The 16,392-nt window shown below is 59.8% G+C and carries 15 protein-coding genes; 8 read left to right on the plus strand and 7 right to left on the minus strand.

The features are described 5' to 3' along the window. Positions 1–10: 10 nt before the first annotated feature. Positions 11–886, minus strand: coding sequence for a 4-hydroxy-tetrahydrodipicolinate synthase (gene dapA / locus ACR2R1_RS04960; protein ID WP_077731349.1), 876 nt, complete (start codon positions 884–886; stop codon positions 11–13). A gap of 158 nt (positions 887–1,044) precedes the next feature. On the opposite strand from dapA, the gene ACR2R1_RS04965 reads away from it, so the two are divergent. From ACR2R1_RS04965 to ACR2R1_RS04990, 6 genes are all read left to right on the plus strand, one after another. Beyond that, positions 1,045–1,593, plus strand: coding sequence for a glycine cleavage system protein R (locus ACR2R1_RS04965; protein WP_240502577.1), 549 nt, complete (start codon positions 1,045–1,047; stop codon positions 1,591–1,593). A 13-nt stretch (positions 1,594–1,606) separates the two neighbouring features. Further along, a complete protein-coding gene (locus tag ACR2R1_RS04970; RefSeq protein ID WP_347257945.1) occupies positions 1,607–2,083 on the plus strand; it encodes a peroxiredoxin in 477 nt (158 codons plus the stop codon). A gap of 46 nt (positions 2,084–2,129) precedes the next feature. Then, positions 2,130–3,548 (plus strand): PhoH family protein, encoded by a 1,419-nt coding sequence (locus ACR2R1_RS04975; protein WP_077731351.1) that lies wholly within the window; start codon positions 2,130–2,132, stop codon positions 3,546–3,548. A gap of 250 nt (positions 3,549–3,798) precedes the next feature. Then, positions 3,799–4,116 carry a hypothetical protein gene (locus ACR2R1_RS04980; protein WP_133718977.1) on the plus strand — a complete coding sequence of 106 codons (318 nt, stop codon included), beginning with the start codon at positions 3,799–3,801 and terminating at the stop codon, positions 4,114–4,116. A 318-nt stretch (positions 4,117–4,434) separates the two neighbouring features. Then, complete coding sequence (locus ACR2R1_RS04985; RefSeq protein ID WP_133718976.1) at positions 4,435–4,794, plus strand: hypothetical protein; 360 nt, start codon at positions 4,435–4,437, stop codon at positions 4,792–4,794. Positions 4,795–4,948: 154 nt separating this feature from the next. Beyond that, complete coding sequence (locus tag ACR2R1_RS04990) at positions 4,949–6,013, plus strand: tetratricopeptide repeat protein (RefSeq protein WP_086134597.1); 1,065 nt, start codon at positions 4,949–4,951, stop codon at positions 6,011–6,013. A 69-nt stretch (positions 6,014–6,082) separates the two neighbouring features. Here ACR2R1_RS04990 and ACR2R1_RS04995 read toward each other — a convergent pair whose 3' ends face one another. Beyond that, positions 6,083–6,436: a TRL domain-containing protein gene (locus ACR2R1_RS04995; protein WP_166642705.1), complete on the minus strand. Its 354-nt coding sequence runs from the start codon at positions 6,434–6,436 to the stop codon at positions 6,083–6,085. 949 nt (positions 6,437–7,385) lie between these two features. Between ACR2R1_RS04995 and ACR2R1_RS05000 the strand changes: the two genes are divergently transcribed. Next, complete coding sequence (locus tag ACR2R1_RS05000) at positions 7,386–8,588, plus strand: patatin-like phospholipase family protein (RefSeq protein WP_240502578.1); 1,203 nt, start codon at positions 7,386–7,388, stop codon at positions 8,586–8,588. A gap of 154 nt (positions 8,589–8,742) precedes the next feature. Further along, positions 8,743–9,252 (plus strand): hypothetical protein, encoded by a 510-nt coding sequence (locus ACR2R1_RS05005; RefSeq protein WP_077731356.1) that lies wholly within the window; start codon positions 8,743–8,745, stop codon positions 9,250–9,252. A gap of 175 nt (positions 9,253–9,427) precedes the next feature. On the opposite strand, the gene ACR2R1_RS05010 is transcribed toward ACR2R1_RS05005, so the two are convergent. From ACR2R1_RS05010 to ACR2R1_RS05030, 5 genes are read right to left on the minus strand one after another with little or no spacing between them, the layout of a single operon-like run. Continuing rightward, complete coding sequence (locus tag ACR2R1_RS05010) at positions 9,428–10,552, minus strand: ABC transporter permease (protein ID WP_077731357.1); 1,125 nt, start codon at positions 10,550–10,552, stop codon at positions 9,428–9,430. A gap of 2 nt (positions 10,553–10,554) precedes the next feature. Continuing rightward, positions 10,555–13,302: a ribosome-associated ATPase/putative transporter RbbA gene (gene rbbA, locus ACR2R1_RS05015; RefSeq protein WP_077731358.1), complete on the minus strand. Its 2,748-nt coding sequence runs from the start codon at positions 13,300–13,302 to the stop codon at positions 10,555–10,557. Beyond that, the gene (locus ACR2R1_RS05020) at positions 13,299–14,360 is read right to left on the minus strand and encodes an HlyD family secretion protein (RefSeq protein ID WP_077731359.1); all 1,062 of its coding nucleotides are present in this window, start codon (positions 14,358–14,360) and stop codon (positions 13,299–13,301) included. Before ACR2R1_RS05020 ends, rbbA begins: the two co-directional genes overlap by 4 nt. After that, positions 14,357–15,793 carry an efflux transporter outer membrane subunit gene (locus tag ACR2R1_RS05025; RefSeq protein WP_434112914.1) on the minus strand — a complete coding sequence of 479 codons (1,437 nt, stop codon included), beginning with the start codon at positions 15,791–15,793 and terminating at the stop codon, positions 14,357–14,359. The genes ACR2R1_RS05020 and ACR2R1_RS05025 overlap by 4 nt, the downstream gene beginning before the upstream one ends. Then, positions 15,783–16,391: a TetR/AcrR family transcriptional regulator gene (locus ACR2R1_RS05030; protein WP_077731361.1), complete on the minus strand. Its 609-nt coding sequence runs from the start codon at positions 16,389–16,391 to the stop codon at positions 15,783–15,785. The genes ACR2R1_RS05025 and ACR2R1_RS05030 overlap by 11 nt, the downstream gene beginning before the upstream one ends. Between the last annotated feature and the right edge of the window lies 1 nt (position 16,392).

The raw sequence follows: 16,392 nt of genomic DNA on the forward strand, positions 1-16,392 counted from the left end.
GCATTAAACGTTAGATCACACCGGCTTGGCGCATCGCGCTGCGCACCGGCTCACGGCAGCTTTCCGACAGCCAAGTCAGCGGCAGGCGAATGCCTGCGTCGATAAGTCCCAGTTCGTGCACCGCCCATTTGGCCGGGATGGGATTCGATTCGATGAACAAATCGCGATGGAGAGCGGCCAGCTTGGCATCGATGGCGCGGGCGGTCTCCGCATCGCCGGCGATCGCCGCGGCGCACATCTCGTGCATCAGCTTGGGCGCCACGTTGGCCGTTACCGAAATCACCCCTTTTCCTCCGAGGAGACAGAACTCGCACGCGGTTGCATCATCGCCCGAATAAAGGAGGAAATCCGGACCGCACAAGCGCATAATCTCTCTCTCCCGATCCAAATTGCCAGTGGCCTCTTTGATGCCGACAATATTGGGAATTTGGGCAAGACGCGCGACCGTTGCAGGCAGCATGTCGCACGCGGTTCGGCCGGGAACGTTATAAAGAATCTGAGGGATGTCCACCGCCTCGGCAACGGCTTTATAGTGAAGATAAAGTCCTTCCTGCGTGGGCTTATTGTAATAAGGCGTCACCAACAGACAGGCATCCGCCCCCGCGTCCTTGGCTCGCGCCGTCAGGTTGATCGCTTCGGTGGTGGAATTGGCGCCGGTGCCGGCAATTACGGGAATCCTGCCGCCGACCCGGTCCACTACAAATTGAATAACGCGGCAGTGCTCCGCCTCATCGAGAGTCGCCGATTCTCCGGTGGTTCCCACGGCAACGATGGCATCGGTTCCCTGTTCGATATGAAATTCGATCAAACGGCTCAAACTTTCGTCGTCCAGTGTGCCGTCCCGTTTCATCGGGGTCACCAACGCGACGATGCTACCTTGAATCATGCAACTTAACTCGGTTCAATAAAAAGAACATGTTACCGTGCGCCGCCGGCATCTGACAACCGCGTAAGCCGTGTAACCGCGGGAAACCCGGCGGGAATCGAAGCTCCGCCGGCTGCGGCACCAACTGGATGAAAGTGATACACTTTTCGCATTTTTTCATGAAGAGAAACAACACGTCTATGCAGCTCGTCATCACCGTCCTTGGCGAAGATCGCCCGGATCTGATCGTGGAAATCACCCGCGCCATCAAGGACTGCAAATGCACGATTCTCGAAAGCCGCATGACCGAGCTGGGGCATGAATTCGCCGGCCATTTATTGGTCGAAGGCAATTGGAATCATATCGTGCGGCTGGAAAGCGCATTCGAAAATCTGGCCAACCGCTTTGCGATGAAGATCAACACGCTGCGCGGACGTGAGCCGGAAGATAGAGAAGACAATACCCTGCCCTATGCGATCGACATCTTCGCCACCGATCAAATCAACAGCATTCACGAGCTCAGCGTGTTTCTTGCCAGCCGCAACATCAAAATTCTGGATCTCAGCACCAGCCGCTATCCGGCTCCCTTCAGCGGTACCCCATTGTTTCTCGCGCATATGGTCGTCAAAATCCCGACCGGAATGCGCATCGTCTCGCTGCGCGACGAATTCCTGGACTTCTGCGATCAGCAGAACCTGGATGCCATACTCGAACCCGTAAAACGCTAAAATCGGAATCATCATGACCACAACCTCTCCGGGCCATGCCGCGCCGAATTTTTCGGCTCCGGGCACTTCGGGCAAGACCATCACGCTTCAGGATTATCGAGATAAGTACGTCGTCCTTTACTTCTATCCCAAAGACAACACGCCCGGCTGTACGCAGGAAGGACAAGATTTTCGCGATCTGTACGCCGAATTTCAGGATTTGAATGCCGAGATTCTGGGCATCTCGCGCGACACAGTAAAGTCCCACGAAAACTTCAAATGCAAGTTCGAATTTCCGTTCGAACTGATTTCCGACCAGGACGAAACGATCTGTAAGCTGTATGACGTCATCAAGATGAAAAACATGTACGGCAAGCAGGTCCGAGGCATCGAGCGCAGCACCTTTCTCGTCGACCCGGCCGGCGCGATTGCCGCCGAATGGCGGAAAGTCAGCGTCAAAGGCCATGCAACAGAGGTTCTGGGAAAAATCCGGGAATTGATCGGCCGCTAACGCGCCCTTTCAGTCCGCGATCCCCGTATTCCAACCGCAATACAATATGACCCAAGATCAAACCCCAGAGCGCAAGCTTTTCATACTCGATACCAACGTGCTGATGCACGATCCGGCCTCGCTGTTCCGCTTTCAGGAGCACGACATATACATCCCCATGATCGTGCTGGAAGAATTGGACCATTCGAAAAAGGGCCTGTCGGACGTCGCCCGCAATGCCCGTCAGGCCAGCCGCTTTCTGGACGAATTGATCCAACACGCCGATATCCATGCGATCAGCAACGGTATTCCTCTAAATCAACTGCAATACGCGTCCCGAATCGACGAAAAATGCAGCGGACGCTTGTTTTTTCAGGTTCGGCGCATGGACTCGGTGCTTCCGGAAAGCCTGCCCGGCGATTTGCCGGACAATTCCATACTCGCCACCATGCTGGCCTTGTCGGAAGAACAACCGGAAACCCAGGTGGTGCTGGTGTCGAAAGACATCAATATGCGGATCAAGGCCTCGGTGCTCGGAATACGGGCCGAGGACTACCACAGCGATCAGGTACTGGACGACATCAATCTGCTATACAGCGGAGCGTTCGAGCTCCCGCTCGATTTCTGGGAAACCCACGGCAGCAAGATGGACTCCTGGCAGGACCAACAGGGCCGTACCTTTTACCGCGTCTCCGGTCCATCGTTGAAAGACTGGTATCCCAATCAGTTTCTTTACCTTCCCGACGAATCGAATTTCGAAGCCATCGTCCGCAGCAAGGAGAGCGGCAGTGCCATCATCGAACTGGCCCGCGACTACCGAACCCCGCAGCACGCGGTGTGGGGCATTCAGGCGCGCAACCGGGAGCAGAATTTTGCCTTCAATGTGCTGCTTGATCCGGAGATCGACTTCGTCACCCTGCTGGGCACCGCCGGAACCGGCAAGACATTGCTGACTCTGGCGGCTGGTCTTGCCATGACGCTCGAGCAGAAAATCTACCGAGAAATCGTGATGACACGGGAAACGATCCCTTTGGGCGAAGACATCGGATTTCTGCCCGGCACCGAGGAGGAAAAGATGACGCCCTGGATGGGTGCGCTGCTCGATAATCTGGAGTTGTTGAGCAGCCATGAAAACGGCTCCACTTGGGAGCGGCAGGCCACCAACACCTTGCTGTTGAACCGCGTCAAGATGCGTTCTCTCAACTTCATGCGCGGACGCACTTTCCTGAATCGCTTCATCATTCTCGACGAGGCGCAAAACCTGACGTCGAAGCAGATGAAGACGCTGATTACCCGGGCCGGTCCCGGCAGCAAGATCGTCTGTCTCGGCAACATCGCCCAGATCGATACCCCTTACCTGACCGGCACGACGTCGGGGCTTACCTACGTGGTCGATCGGTTCAAGGACTGGCCCCATGCGGCCCACATCACCTTGAAGCGGGGCGAGCGCTCCCGCCTGGCGGATTTTGCCGCGGATACTCTATAAGACAGGACTTACGCATTTTGCCCCTTCTCCCTCCGGGAGAAGGTTGGGATGAGGGGATCTAGAAGAGAGAATTCCTTATTTTTTAATCCCCTCACCCTAACCCTCTCCCTGAGGGAGAGGGTACCAAAAGCCGTTTTGCGTAAGTCCTATAAGAGATAGATAGGGCCGGCGACAACTCGCTACGACGCATGAGAATCCGGCGGACCAGGCAAGGTCTAATAAAAGGACATTACGGATAGAGTAAAGATCCTTGGACGAAAAAACCCCAGCCGGGCGGGAATCTGAAACCTGGTATCGCATCCGGCTGACACGCGACGAATACGAAGGCGGAGAAGTAGCCGTCATCCGGGGCACGTTCCGGCGCATCTACATTGCCCGGAACGGGCCAAAGGGAATGGCCATGTATGGAACCGAGTCCGATGATGAAACGGCTTACTTCGTCTATTTCACGCCCGAGTCTCTGCCCCATGTTCGCGTCTTGATAAAAGCCTATTCTGCGGAACCCCACGCACCGCCGCCCCTCCGCCGACTTTCCCTGATCTTTGGCGAAGAACCGAATCGAACCTGACGCGCCGATGCGCGTTGTTGCCGATAAGTCTATGTTTTAGTGTTGGAATCGCCGACCCGCGATGGGGCCGGTTTGAGCACCGGCGCTTCAGACACTGCTCAAACACCGCTGACTCGACTTGACGGTCAGCCCTCGAATGCGGTCTATTTCCCAGGCTAAATCCATCAAACCGCCTTCTGCTTGAAGGCTCGCCCGGACTTCTTGGCATTTAGCGGAGCCGTCCGAGCGAAGCATCACGCTCATCGACTCGAAGCGAAACATGAATGCGTTTCTGCCTCGGCTGCAGGGCGGGCAGCGTTGACATCTGAGATAACGAGAATGACGACACAATATGACGAAAAAGAGATGAGCTCCGTCGTGCGAGCTCTGATTTGGGATGGGATTTGTTTACTCGGGGACACGGCCACCCCGGATTCAATCGCGGACTATGTGATAAAGCGGTTCGATCCGGACGGCAAGCTGTCTCCGCTCATGGCGCATGCGGCTTGGAGCGGGGCACGACAACTGGCGGTCGAAGAAATGGCCTGGCATGAATCGGGGCTTGAAACCGCCGGAACTCGAAATGGTTTGAGCGCGGCGACTGCCCGACTGCTGATCGAAAATGCGGTACTGCAAGCAAAAACCGAAGCGCAAACGGCCGTAGGCCGTTTGTCAAAAGACGCCAGCTCCGGAATGTGAATATTTCACAGACGCGCGAGTTGTTTGCGCCTCTAATCTCACTAGGATATCGAGGGTCAGGGATGGCCCACGGATGCGAGCATCGGCACCGGGAAGCTTCTGCGAGGAAAGCACCGTAAGCATAGGCCGATCCACTAATCAGGCGGAGTAGGCTGTGCCTCATTGCGATATCTTTATCTGCTACGACCACGTCTCCGCAGCCACTCCGGCATTGGCCCTTTATCGGTACCTGCGCCGCTATTTTCATCCGGAACGAATCGTCGTCGAACACTGGGACGCTCGCCCGGAAAGCTCTCGTATCGAGCAGCTAAAGGATTATATCCGTCAATCCCGGGTGATTCTGTTCTTGATCACTGGTGACGGGAGCAACAAAGCCAAAGCCGCCTCTTCCTCAGACACCGACATTCCCTATTCCGACCTCCTTCTGCACGAGCTATCGCTGAACAGCGGCAAAACGCTTATTCCCATCCTGTATGGCGGCACACCTACATCACGTGAATTCGCCATATATAATCCGTTCCATTGGACGGGAACGGAAAACGAATCGCAGCTCGTCGAGCTGGCACGCCTGATCACCACGGCGACGGGAATAGCGGCATCGCAACAGAATAGCGATGCTTCGCCCCCACCTTCCCCGGGTGAACACGATTCGGCTGCGCGCACAACCGAGCCGATCGCGAAGGCCGTCCGTGCCAGCATCCCGCCACTCTTATTCGGTACATTCCAGGGAAACCGTATCGGCGAACCCAGTGTACAAACGTTCCTAAACAGGGCTCCGAAGTCCGACGATCTCAAGAACGTAATGACACTACAGCGAGAGGCCGAATCGCTCTGGCTCGCAGGCGACTTTATCAAAGCTCGAATATTGCAGGAAATGGCGCTCGACGCATGCTGCCGGACGCTGGGAAAAGAACATCCGGACACCTTAACCGCCCTGTGCAACCTGGCGGAGATGTTCTGGGCGCTAGGCAATCTCGACGAGGCGAAAGTGCTGCATCAGCAGGTATTGGACGTCCGCCGGTACGTGTTGGGCGATCGGCACCCCGACACGACGGCCGCGGCCTGGAATCTCTTTCTGACCTTGACCCAGAGTTCCGATCACGCGGCAGCCGGACATGTCATTCAACAATATTTGAGCTGGCTCCAGGATAGCGCCCCGGAACTGCTATCTCCGGAACAACAGCGCATTCGCGACATGATCCGCCAGTTTTTCGCCTGAGATGACCACCTTACGCGCACGAACCTCGCACGGTCTTCCCATAACCCGATCCGCCCGTCGCGAAATCGGTCAGTCTCCGGACACGATCAGCGTGTATCGATAAAAAATAGGTGCGACATAGCTCTCGTACCGCCAGTCGACAGTCCTGATATTGGTTATGCCGCCAGCGGCCGCCGCCGCTTGAACACTGCAATCCCCCCAACCCGCGATGAACAGCACCGCCTTACAGCTCGCCGTGCCCTGCTTCAGACCCGGTCCCCTGGCGCCTTCCGAGCCGGCGGCGACTTGAACGGGGAGAATCATATCGGTGGAGATGGCGCCTGCCGGCAACCAGGTCATGTTGGGGCCGGATACGCATCCGGCCAAAAAAAGCATGGCGATAGACGAGAACCCGATTCTTACAACATTCCGTGTTGACTTCATAATTCCCTCCGTCATTAGAGTTTGAGGCGTCCCAGGAAGCTTACCTTATCAATCGAGGCAACAACTCCCAATGCCGTGAGGCCTCAATCACTGCCGAAGCCTTGGCAGCTTCGACGTCGATTACAACAGGGCCTGCGCACCGGAGTGATCGGATTGAGGTCTCAATGCAATTTTCGATCTTGCGCAAGGGAGAATGTTCCGCGCTTAGGCTTGGTTCATGGGAAACCGGTGCCTTCGAGCCCATGCTCCCGCCCTGCGGCATACGTAGATTTACCAATTTCCGGTCGCTTCGGCGTTGCGTTGAATGACCCACTTTGCGGCACGACCCGACGCTCTCCGGCTCCGTCGCGGATCCGCGAGATCGAGACAATCCGCGGTTTCCGCGGCAGAACTCCATGGTCGGACGTTTTCAGATGTTTAAGAAACGATCCACCGGCAAAGCCGGTGGCTTTCGACGGCTGGCCCCTCAAAGGGGCCTGACCGCCATCGGGCAAAAGCCATGTCGTCACCCCGGCAGGGAAGGGGCCGACTAAAGGCCCGTTTGCGATTGGAGTGCCGGGGTCCAGTGACCACGGATGGTTTCGACCGTTCACAATCCCTGTGAACTGGATTCATGCCGGGCGATCCTGCCCGGCACCCTTCGGGCGCGATGCGTGCAAACCGGCCTCGCCACGCTACGCCGTCCCGCTTCGCTCGCGAGTCCTGGGCAGTCCTTCCCTGGCCTACCCGCTCGCCGCATTGCGCCTCGCCCTGCCGATTTGTCCGGCACAAATTTGCCAGGAGCAAATTTGGACGTGCGCAGCACGGTCCGTAGGACGAACCCCAGGGATGGGGTGAGCAATCCCTGCCGGGGTGACGGCTTAACTTAATGGCATTGCGGCAGAGCCGGGGGTTTTCCCGTGATAAATAACGATGCGGCTGGTCATCGCTGCTCTCCCGGAGTGGGCCCATGAATGGAATAATTTCGCACGACCACTCGTTCGGCTTGCTCCTGCTCGCCGCCATTGTCTGCCTTTCCGCCTGTTTGCTGCCCACGCGGCGACCCGCAGTCCCGCAAGCCTGGTCAGAAAAAGCCCAAGTCGTCTGTTTGCCCGGAATCCGTTACGTGGTTCGCACCGAGATGCCGGAATTTGCCCAAGATGCGATGGAAACCTTCTACCGGGAGCGCGCCTACCTTACCCCACAGAACCAGGCGGACACGCTTCCCCCGGCCAACTTCCTGGCCCTTTCGGGAGGGGGCGATAATGGGGCCTTCGGCGCCGGGCTCTTGTGCGGCTGGACCGCGGGGGGTACCCGGCCGGTATTCAAAGGCGTCACCGGCATCAGCACCGGCGCCTTGATCGCGCCGTTCGCATTTCTGGGGCCCAAATACGACGCGCCCCTAGAAGAGGTCTACACGCGCAGCGCGCCCAAGGATATTCTGGAGGCACGCTATTTTCTGGCGGCGATCTTCGAAGACGCCCTGGCCGACAACGCGCCGCTGGGACGGCTTCTGAAGAAATATGTGACGGAAGACATGCTGAAGGAGATCGCCCGGGAGCATGAGAAGGGCCGCCTTTTGTTGATGGCCACAACCAACCTGGACACTCGCCAGGCGGTGATCTGGAACATGGGCAAACTCGCCGCCAGCGGCCATGCGGACGCGCCGGAGTTATTCCACAAGATCATGCTGGCCTCGGCCGCCATTCCGGGCGCATTTCCGCCGGTCATGATCGACGTGGAAGCGAATGGCCAGCGCTATCAGGAAATGCACGTGGACGGCGGCGCAACGGCCCAGGTGTTTCTCTATCCGCCCGCTATCAGGGTGGCCGAGATCAGCAGGCAGCGGGGCATCATCCGCGAGCGCCGGCTCTATGTCGTCCGCAATGCCCGCCTCGACCCCGACTGGGCGGCGGTGGAGCGCCGCACGCTGAGCATCGCCCGCCGCGCCATCGACTCTCTGATCCAGACCCAGGGCGTAGGGGATTTGTACAAGATCTACGCCGAGACCCAGCGGGACGGCATCGACTTCAATCTCGCCTACATCCCCAAGAGTTTTTACGCCCCGCACAAGGAAGACTTCGATACCGACTATATGCGGAAGCTGTTCCAGACCGGATACGACCTCGCCGCCAAGGGCTATCCCTGGGAAAAGCTGCCGCCGGGATTGTGAGGGCGAGGACCACATGCGATTTCATGATCAACCAAATGGTGTCCTCGGCGGACGAGCCGGACGTCGGCGAGGCCACGCCCGCGACGGTTGAAAATGATCTATCCGTCCGTTCCCAACGGGGATGAACTAGCCCTCAAGAGACAGGAGATCACCCGTGAAAATCCTTGAAACGATCAAACACGAATTTTTTTCGATTCTTCCACCCACGCTGTTCTTTTTCGTGACCTTCTGTCTGCTCATCCTGACCAAGCAGTTGGTTTTGCGCGAGTACCATATTCCAAGCACCGGCTTTGCCAATGCGGCGATCGGAGCACTGATCGTCGGCAAGGTCGTCCTGGTTGCGGATCATTTTCGGTTCGTCAACCGTTTTCCTGACAAGCCGTTGATCTACAATGTAACGTGGAAAGTAAGTATCTATTTTCTCGCCACGTTGCTGGTTCGGTACCTGGAGCACTTGGCGCCTTTCCTGTCGAAGTTCGGACAGATCGCAGAGGCCAATCGTCATCTCGTGGAAGAGATCGTCTGGCCGCATTTCTGGCTGGTCCAAATGTGGTTACTGGTATTGTTGTTCGTGTACTGCGCACTCAGGGAATTGGTCCGGGCGATCGGCGAACGCGAGTTCACGGCTTTGTTTTTCGGCGCGCCAGCCAAGGCGAACGCATAGCACTTCCTTCCGTCGCTCGAAATAATCGAGCGAAACCGGCGAGCCGAGGCCGGCATCGAAGGTCTTGCTGTCAATGAACGCGGCAGCCTATCGATTCCTGCAAATCCGCCACCGAGCGAACCAGAGTCTCGCGTCCGCACGTCCTCTGCGCTGGCGGTGCTTTATCGAAGCGCCATTAAGCCATCGAACCGATGGTCTTGCGGAAGCGTGCCAGGGCGAGGACGAAAAACACGCCGCCGATCGCGATCAGCGCGAGGAACTGTGGCCAGACGATGCCAAAACCCGCTCCGCGGTAAAGAATGGCCTGGGCGAGCGAGACGAAATGGGTAGTCGGCGCCGCCAGCATGATGCTCTGCACCAACTCGGGCATGCTCTCGCGCGGAGTGGTGCTGCCGGACAGCATCTGCAAAGGCAGCAGAACAATGATCATCAACAGGCCCATCTGCGGCATCGAGCGAGCCACCGTGCCCAGAAAAATACCCATGGAGGTGGTGGCGAACAAATGCAGTGTCGTTCCCAGGACGAACAGCGCGATCGAGCCTTCGATCGGCACTTCGAGCGCGCCCTGCACGACGAAAACGACCGATGCCGTCGCCACGACGACCACCACCAATCCCATCGACCACACCTTGCTCATCATGATCTCGAACGGCGTCAGCGGCATCACCAAGAGGTGTTCGACGGTGCCATGCTCGCGTTCGCGGATCAGGGCGGCACCGGTGAGAATGATGGACAGCATGGTGACGCTGTTGATGACCTGCATCACCGAGCCGAACCAGGCCGCGGTCAGGTTCGGATTGAAGCGCATACGCACTTCGAGCTCGACCGGCAGGGCGGCGAGCGCGCTATGGCCTTGGACGAAGGCCGCCACCTCGCCGTTGACGATGTTTTGGATGTAGCTATTGCCGATGAAGGCCTGCGACATGCGGGTGGCGTCGACGTTGAGCTGAACCGCCGGCTGGCGCCCGGCCAGCACGTCGCGCTGAAAATCGGGCGGGATGTCGAGGACGAAAGTGTAGAGGCCTTCATCCATGGCCGGATCGACGGCACTGAGATCGATGATCGCCGGGGGCAGGAAGTGAGGCGGATAAAAAGCATTGATGATGCGCGTCGACAATTGTGAGCGGTCTTCGTCGACGATGGCGACAGGCGCATTGTGCAGCGACTCGGGAAGCCCGGTCGCGGCTATGTACACTTGAAAGGAGAAGGAGTACGCGATCAGCACCAGCATCAGGGTGTCGCGCCCTAGGCCGCGCAGTTCCTTGATCCCGAGATGGAAGATGTTGAGCAAGGCGTGCATGGCTACTGCTCCTGTTTCTTCAGCAACGCGATGCTCAAAGCCAGGATCACCGGAATGGCAAGGACAAGCGGCACCAGCCGGGAACTGAGGTCGGCGAAACCCAATGCCTTCGAAAAAGTGCCCCGGCTGATGGTCAGGAAATGGGTGGTCGGGTAAATCTCGCCGATCACGCGCGCCCCGCCTTCCAGCGAGGACACGGGGTCGAGCATGCCGGAAAATTGCGAGGCCGGAAGCATGGTCGCGATCATGGTGGCGAAAATAGCGGCGATCTGGGTGCGGGTGAAGGCCGAGATCAGGAGGCCAAGGCCGGTGGCGGCCGTCACGTAGAGCAGCGCGGCCACGGTCAGCAGCAGGAAGTCGCCCTTGTGCGGAACGCCGAAGGCGAACACGGCCAGCACCGACAGTAGAAAAAAATTGAGCATCGCCAAAGCGATATAAGGCAGTTGCTTGCCGATCAGGAACTCGGTCTTGCTTACCGGGGTGACGTACAAGTTGAGGATGGAACCGAGTTCCTTCTCGCGCACCACGCTGAGCGCACTGAGCATGGCCGGGATCAGCATCAGCAGCAGCGGAATCACCGCCGGCACCATGGCCGGCAGACTCTTGACGTCCGGGTTGTAGCGATAGCGCGTCTCGATCGAGATCAACCCGGCGGGAAGGCGTCCCGTGTCACGCCGGCGCGCCTGCTCCATTAGCCAGCCCTGGTGCATGGCCTGTACGTAGCCGCGCACGTTCTCGGCGCGCGTGGGCATGGCGCCGTCGATCCAGGCGCCGATCTCGACATGGTTGCCACGCGCCGCGTCGCGCGCGAAATCGGGCGGAATCTCCAGCGCCAGGCTCAGTTCGCCGCTGCGCATGCGGCGGTCGATTTCGTCGTAATCGGCGATCGGTGGCTGTTCGATAAAATAACGCGAGCCTGCGAGGTCGAGCGTGTAATTGTGGCTGAGCGTGGTCTGATCGCGATCGAGCACGGCAAAGCGCAGATCCTCGACGTCCATGCTGATGCCGTAGCCCATGATGAACATGAGAAGCACCGTACCGAATAGCGATATGACCCCCCGGAGCGGATCGCGGCGCAATTCCAGCGCTTCGCGCCAGCTGTAGCTGAACAACCGCAACAGGCTGAAGCGGGCGGCGGGCGCGTGCGCCACGGCAGCGGTCCGGGCCGCCGGAGGCGACATCTCCGCCGCCGGCACCTCGTCCTGGCCGCTCGCGCCTTTCAAATAGGCGATGAAGGCGTCCTCCAGCGTGGCCGTGCCGCTGCGCTCGACGAGTGCGGCGGGGGTGTCGCTGGCGAGCACCTTGCCGGCGTGCATCAGAGAGATGCGATCGCAGCGCTCGGCCTCATTCATGAAGTGGGTGGAAATGAAGATGGTGACCCGGTCGCGGCGCGCGAGATCAATCATCAGCTGCCAGAACATATCGCGCGCCACCGGGTCGACGCCGGAGGTCGGTTCGTCGAGAATCAGGAGATCCGGCCGGTGGATGACCGCCACCGCCAGCGACAAGCGCTGGCGCAGACCCAAAGGCAGGGCGTCGGGCAGTGTGTCCATAACCGCGGCCAAAAGGAAACGCTTCGCCACTTCGTCGACCCGGGCCGGAATATCGGCGGGAGTCAGGTGAAACAGCTTGGCGTGCAATTCCAGGTTTTGCCGCACGGTCAGCTCGGAATACAGTGAAAACGCCTGCGACATGTAGCCGACGCGCTTCCGGGTTTCGAGATTTCGCGCATCGACCACCCGGCCGAACAGGCGCGCCTCGCCTTCGCTGGGCGGCAAGAGTCCGGTGAGCATTTTCATCGTGGTCGTCTTGCCGCTGCCGTTGGAGCCGAGAAAGCCGAAAATCTCGCCGCGTTCGATGCGTAGATTGACATGATCGACGGCGACGAAATCGCCGAAACGCATGGTGAGATCACGCGCTTCGATGGCGATTTCCGGTGTGCCGCCGACCTCGCGGGGCGGAATGACGACTTCCGTGTAGCCTGTGCGCTTTTCCTCCGGCAGCAGCCGAATGAACGCCACTTCCAGCTTATCGGCGCCGGTGCGTTCGCGCAGTTCGGACGCGGTGCCGGTCGCGAGAATTTTTCCGGCGTCCATCGCCACCAGCCAATCGAAGCGCTCCGCTTCCTCCATGTAGGCGGTCGAGACCAACACGCTCATGCCGGCATGGCGCCGACGCAGACGGGCGATCAATTCCCAAAACTGGGCGCGCGACAATGGATCGACGCCGGTGGTCGGCTCGTCAAGCACCAGGAGGTCCGGGTCGTGGATCAGCGCACAGCAAAGCCCCAGCTTTTGCTTCATGCCGCCCGACAGCTTGCCCGCGGGGCGGTCCCGGAAGGGTGCGAGACCGGTGCTTTCGAGCAGTTCCTCTATTCGCCCGCTGCGCTCGGCTTCCCCTTGGCCGAACAGCCGGCCGAAGAAATCGACGTTCTCGAACACCGATAAGGTGTGATAGAGATTCTTGCCCAGCCCCTGCGGCATGTAAGCGATGCGCGGGTACAGCTCGCGGCGGTGGACGGCATCCGCGATATCGCCGCCCAGCACCTCGATCCGCCCCAGCTGCATTTTCCGGGCGCCGGTAAGCAGCGACATCAGGCTCGACTTGCCCACGCCATCGGGCCCGATCAAACCCACCATACAGTTGCCAGGAATATCCAGACTCAGATTGTCGAGAGCCGGATTTCCCCCGTAGCGGAGACTGACGCCCCGAATGCGGACGACCGGCGCGGCGGGCGTAGCGGTATTCATCTCGACAGTTTTATCTGGAGCTCGGGAGGCCATGCGGCATCCGGGTCGAGCTTGACGTAGGCCATGCCCGGCAAGCCGGTCTTGACCTGCTCGAGATGCCGCTTCAGGAGTTCGCGATCGATATGGGCGCGCACGCGGAACATCAACTTGAGGCGTTCGGTTTCGGTCTCCACGGTTTTCGGGGTGAACTGGGCGACGCTGGAGACGAAGCTGGCCTTGGCCGGGATCACGTAGTTCGGCGCGGCGTCGAGAACCAGATGGACGTCGCTGCCGAGCGCGACCCTACCCGCCGCCTCTGTAGGTAAAAAGAAGGTCATGTAGACGTCGGAAAGATCCACCATGTTGAGCACGCGCCCGCCGGCGCTTAGGACTTCGCCGGGTTCGGCGACGCGGTACTGCACGCGGCCGTCGCGCGGCGCCTTCAGTTCAGCATCGTCGATATCGGCCTGCAGGCGAGCGACTGTCGCCTTGGCTGCCGCGATTACCGACTGCGCTTCCACCACCTGCGACTTCGCCGCGTCGATGCCGGCCCGCGCCGCCGCAACTTGGGCCTGGGCCGCGTTGACCGTGGCCCGCGCGGCCAGCAACCGGGCACGGTCATCGTCGAGTTGCTGTAGCGGAACGGCGCCTTCGTCGACGAGCGCCAGCGAACGGCGCAGGCGCTTCTCGGCGGCATCGAGTTCGGCGCGGCGCTGGGCGACGACCGCCTCCGCGGCGGCCTGTTCGTTCTCACGCTGAGCGACCATGGATTGCGCCGTAAGGTAAGCGTTCTCGGCCTGGCGAACCTGGGCCCGCGCTTCGGCTTGCTGGGCACGCAGCACGTCCGTGTCCATACGCGCGAGCACCTCGCCGGCCTCCACGAAATCGCCTTCCCGTGCCAGGATTTCGACGACGCGGCCCGGAATCTTGGTGGCGATATCGATCTCGGTCGCTTCGATGCGGCCGTTGCCGGCGGCGATACCCTCGGGCAACCCCTCCGGGCGCAAGACCCACCATAGCGCGGCAACTGCGACGCCGGCGCCGACGAGGATCAGCGCCCAGTTCGTCCTTTTGCTCATGATTTTCCCTGAATGGTTTCCGGCTGTAGCGGCCTAGGGTTTGCGCCGCCACCCAAGGCTTTATACACCGCGATCAGATTCGTGGAAGCCCCCGCTTCGGACCGGGCCAGCTCGATTTCGGCGACATAAAGAGCGCGCTGAGCATCCAGGACGTCCAAAAACGAGATGACGCCGACGTTATAGCGTAACTGGGACAACCGAACCGATTCGCGCAGGTCCGCCACCGAACGTGCCAAGGTCTGCCGCCGCGCCTCCTCCTTGAGGTACCGGGTCAGCGCGGTTTCCGTTTCCCGAAGCGCTTCGAGCACCGCCTTTTCAAAGGCGAAATAGGCTTCTTGTTGCTGCGCTTCGGCCAAATCGATACCGGCACGGATGCGTCCGAAGTTGAGCAGCGGCTGCAAAAGATTGGCGCCTGTACTGTAGGAGAAAGCCGCCGATTTAAACAGGTTTTCGATGTCGGTATTACGCAGCCCTAAAAAAGCCGATAGCGAGATTTTCGGAAACAGCTCCGCGATCGCGGCGCCTTGCATGGCAGTGGCGGAGGCCAGTTGGCGTTCGGCGATGCGGAGATCGGGGCGATGGCGGATCGTCTCCGCAGGGGAAGCCAGGATCGCCCGCCCCGGCGCCACGGGGACGGCCCCACCCTCGTTCAACTCGGCCGCCAGGGAACCAGGCTGCTGCCCCACCAGCAGTTCCAGTTGCCGAAGAACGGCAGTCAACTCTCCCTCCAGGGCGGGAATCTGCGCCTCGGTGGTCTCGGTCTGAGCCCGTGCCCGCACCACGTCATGCCGTGTCCCCACGCCTTCGTCGAACAGCCGCTTCGTCAGCTTCAGCGTATGCCGCTGCGCATCGAGATTGGCGCGGGTGATGCCCAGCTGGTTTTGCAGGCTGCGGTATTCGATATAGCTGCGCGCCAGGTCGGCCGTCAGCGTCACCAGAGCTTGGGCGTGTTGCTCCTGCGCCGCCTCCAGGTCGGCGGATGCCGCTTCCAGCCGCCGCCGCTGACGGCCGAATAGATCGATTTCCCACAGAGCGTCGAACCCCAGCTCGAACAAGTTGTAACGGATACCGGGCGCAAGGCCGGGGAAGGGATTGTCGGCGCGCTGGGCGCCCGCCGCGGCATCGACGGTCGGGAACAATTCCGCGCGGGTGCCGCGTCGTTCGGCCCTGGCCTGGCCGATGCGGGCCAGCGCCATCTTGAGGTCCAGGTTGCCCCCCAAGGCCTGTTCCATCAAACGGCTCAGCCGCGCATCGTCGAAGCTCTTCCACCAGGTTTTCAAAGTCTCCGGGTCGATCGGCTTCAGATCGGCGGTCGCCTCCTTTCCGGCCTGCCAGCGATCCGGGACGGCCGGCACGGGTTTCCGGTAATCGGGTCCGACGGTACATCCGGCCAAGCCGATCAGCACGCATAGCCAGCCCAGCTTAGGCGTCATAACCATGTCCCTTGAGGAACAGCGAAACGGCGGCCTCGATAAGGTGTTCCTTTTCGGCCTCGCTCAAGCCCGGCTGCAAACCCAAAAGGCAGCGTAAATGTTCATCGCCTTGCAGCATTCCTAATAGCGATCGGCTCGATCTGTTCACATCGAGGATTTGCAAAGCGGCGCGTCCGCGCAGTTCGCCGAGATAAACCGAGAGCCGTTGCAATATCGGTTCCGGGCCGGAGCGGTATACCAACTCGCCCAGTTCCGGAAAATGCTGCTGCTCGGCGATGATCAGGCGATAGAGATTTAAGGCCTCGTTGGAATAGATGAGATCGACGAAAGCGCCGGCGATGGCTTTCAGGCCGGCTGCCGGACCGAGCGACTCGGTCTGAGCACGGGAAAGGGTGCTCAGCAAGGCTTCGCATTGTTCGCCGATCACGGCGGCGAACAATTCCTGTTTGCTGTGGAAATGACTGTAGAGCGTCGGCTTCGATACCGGCGCGGCCTCGGCGATGGCTTCCATGCTGGCACCGCTGTAGCCGCTTGCGAGAAACGTGCGCTTGGCCGCATCTAGTATGGCCTGTCGTTTTGGATTGGGGATTGTAGTCATG

The sequence above is a fragment of the Methylocaldum sp. GT1TLB genome (assembly GCF_051027445.1).
In the GTDB taxonomy this organism is placed as follows: Bacteria; Pseudomonadota; Gammaproteobacteria; order Methylococcales; family Methylococcaceae; genus Methylocaldum.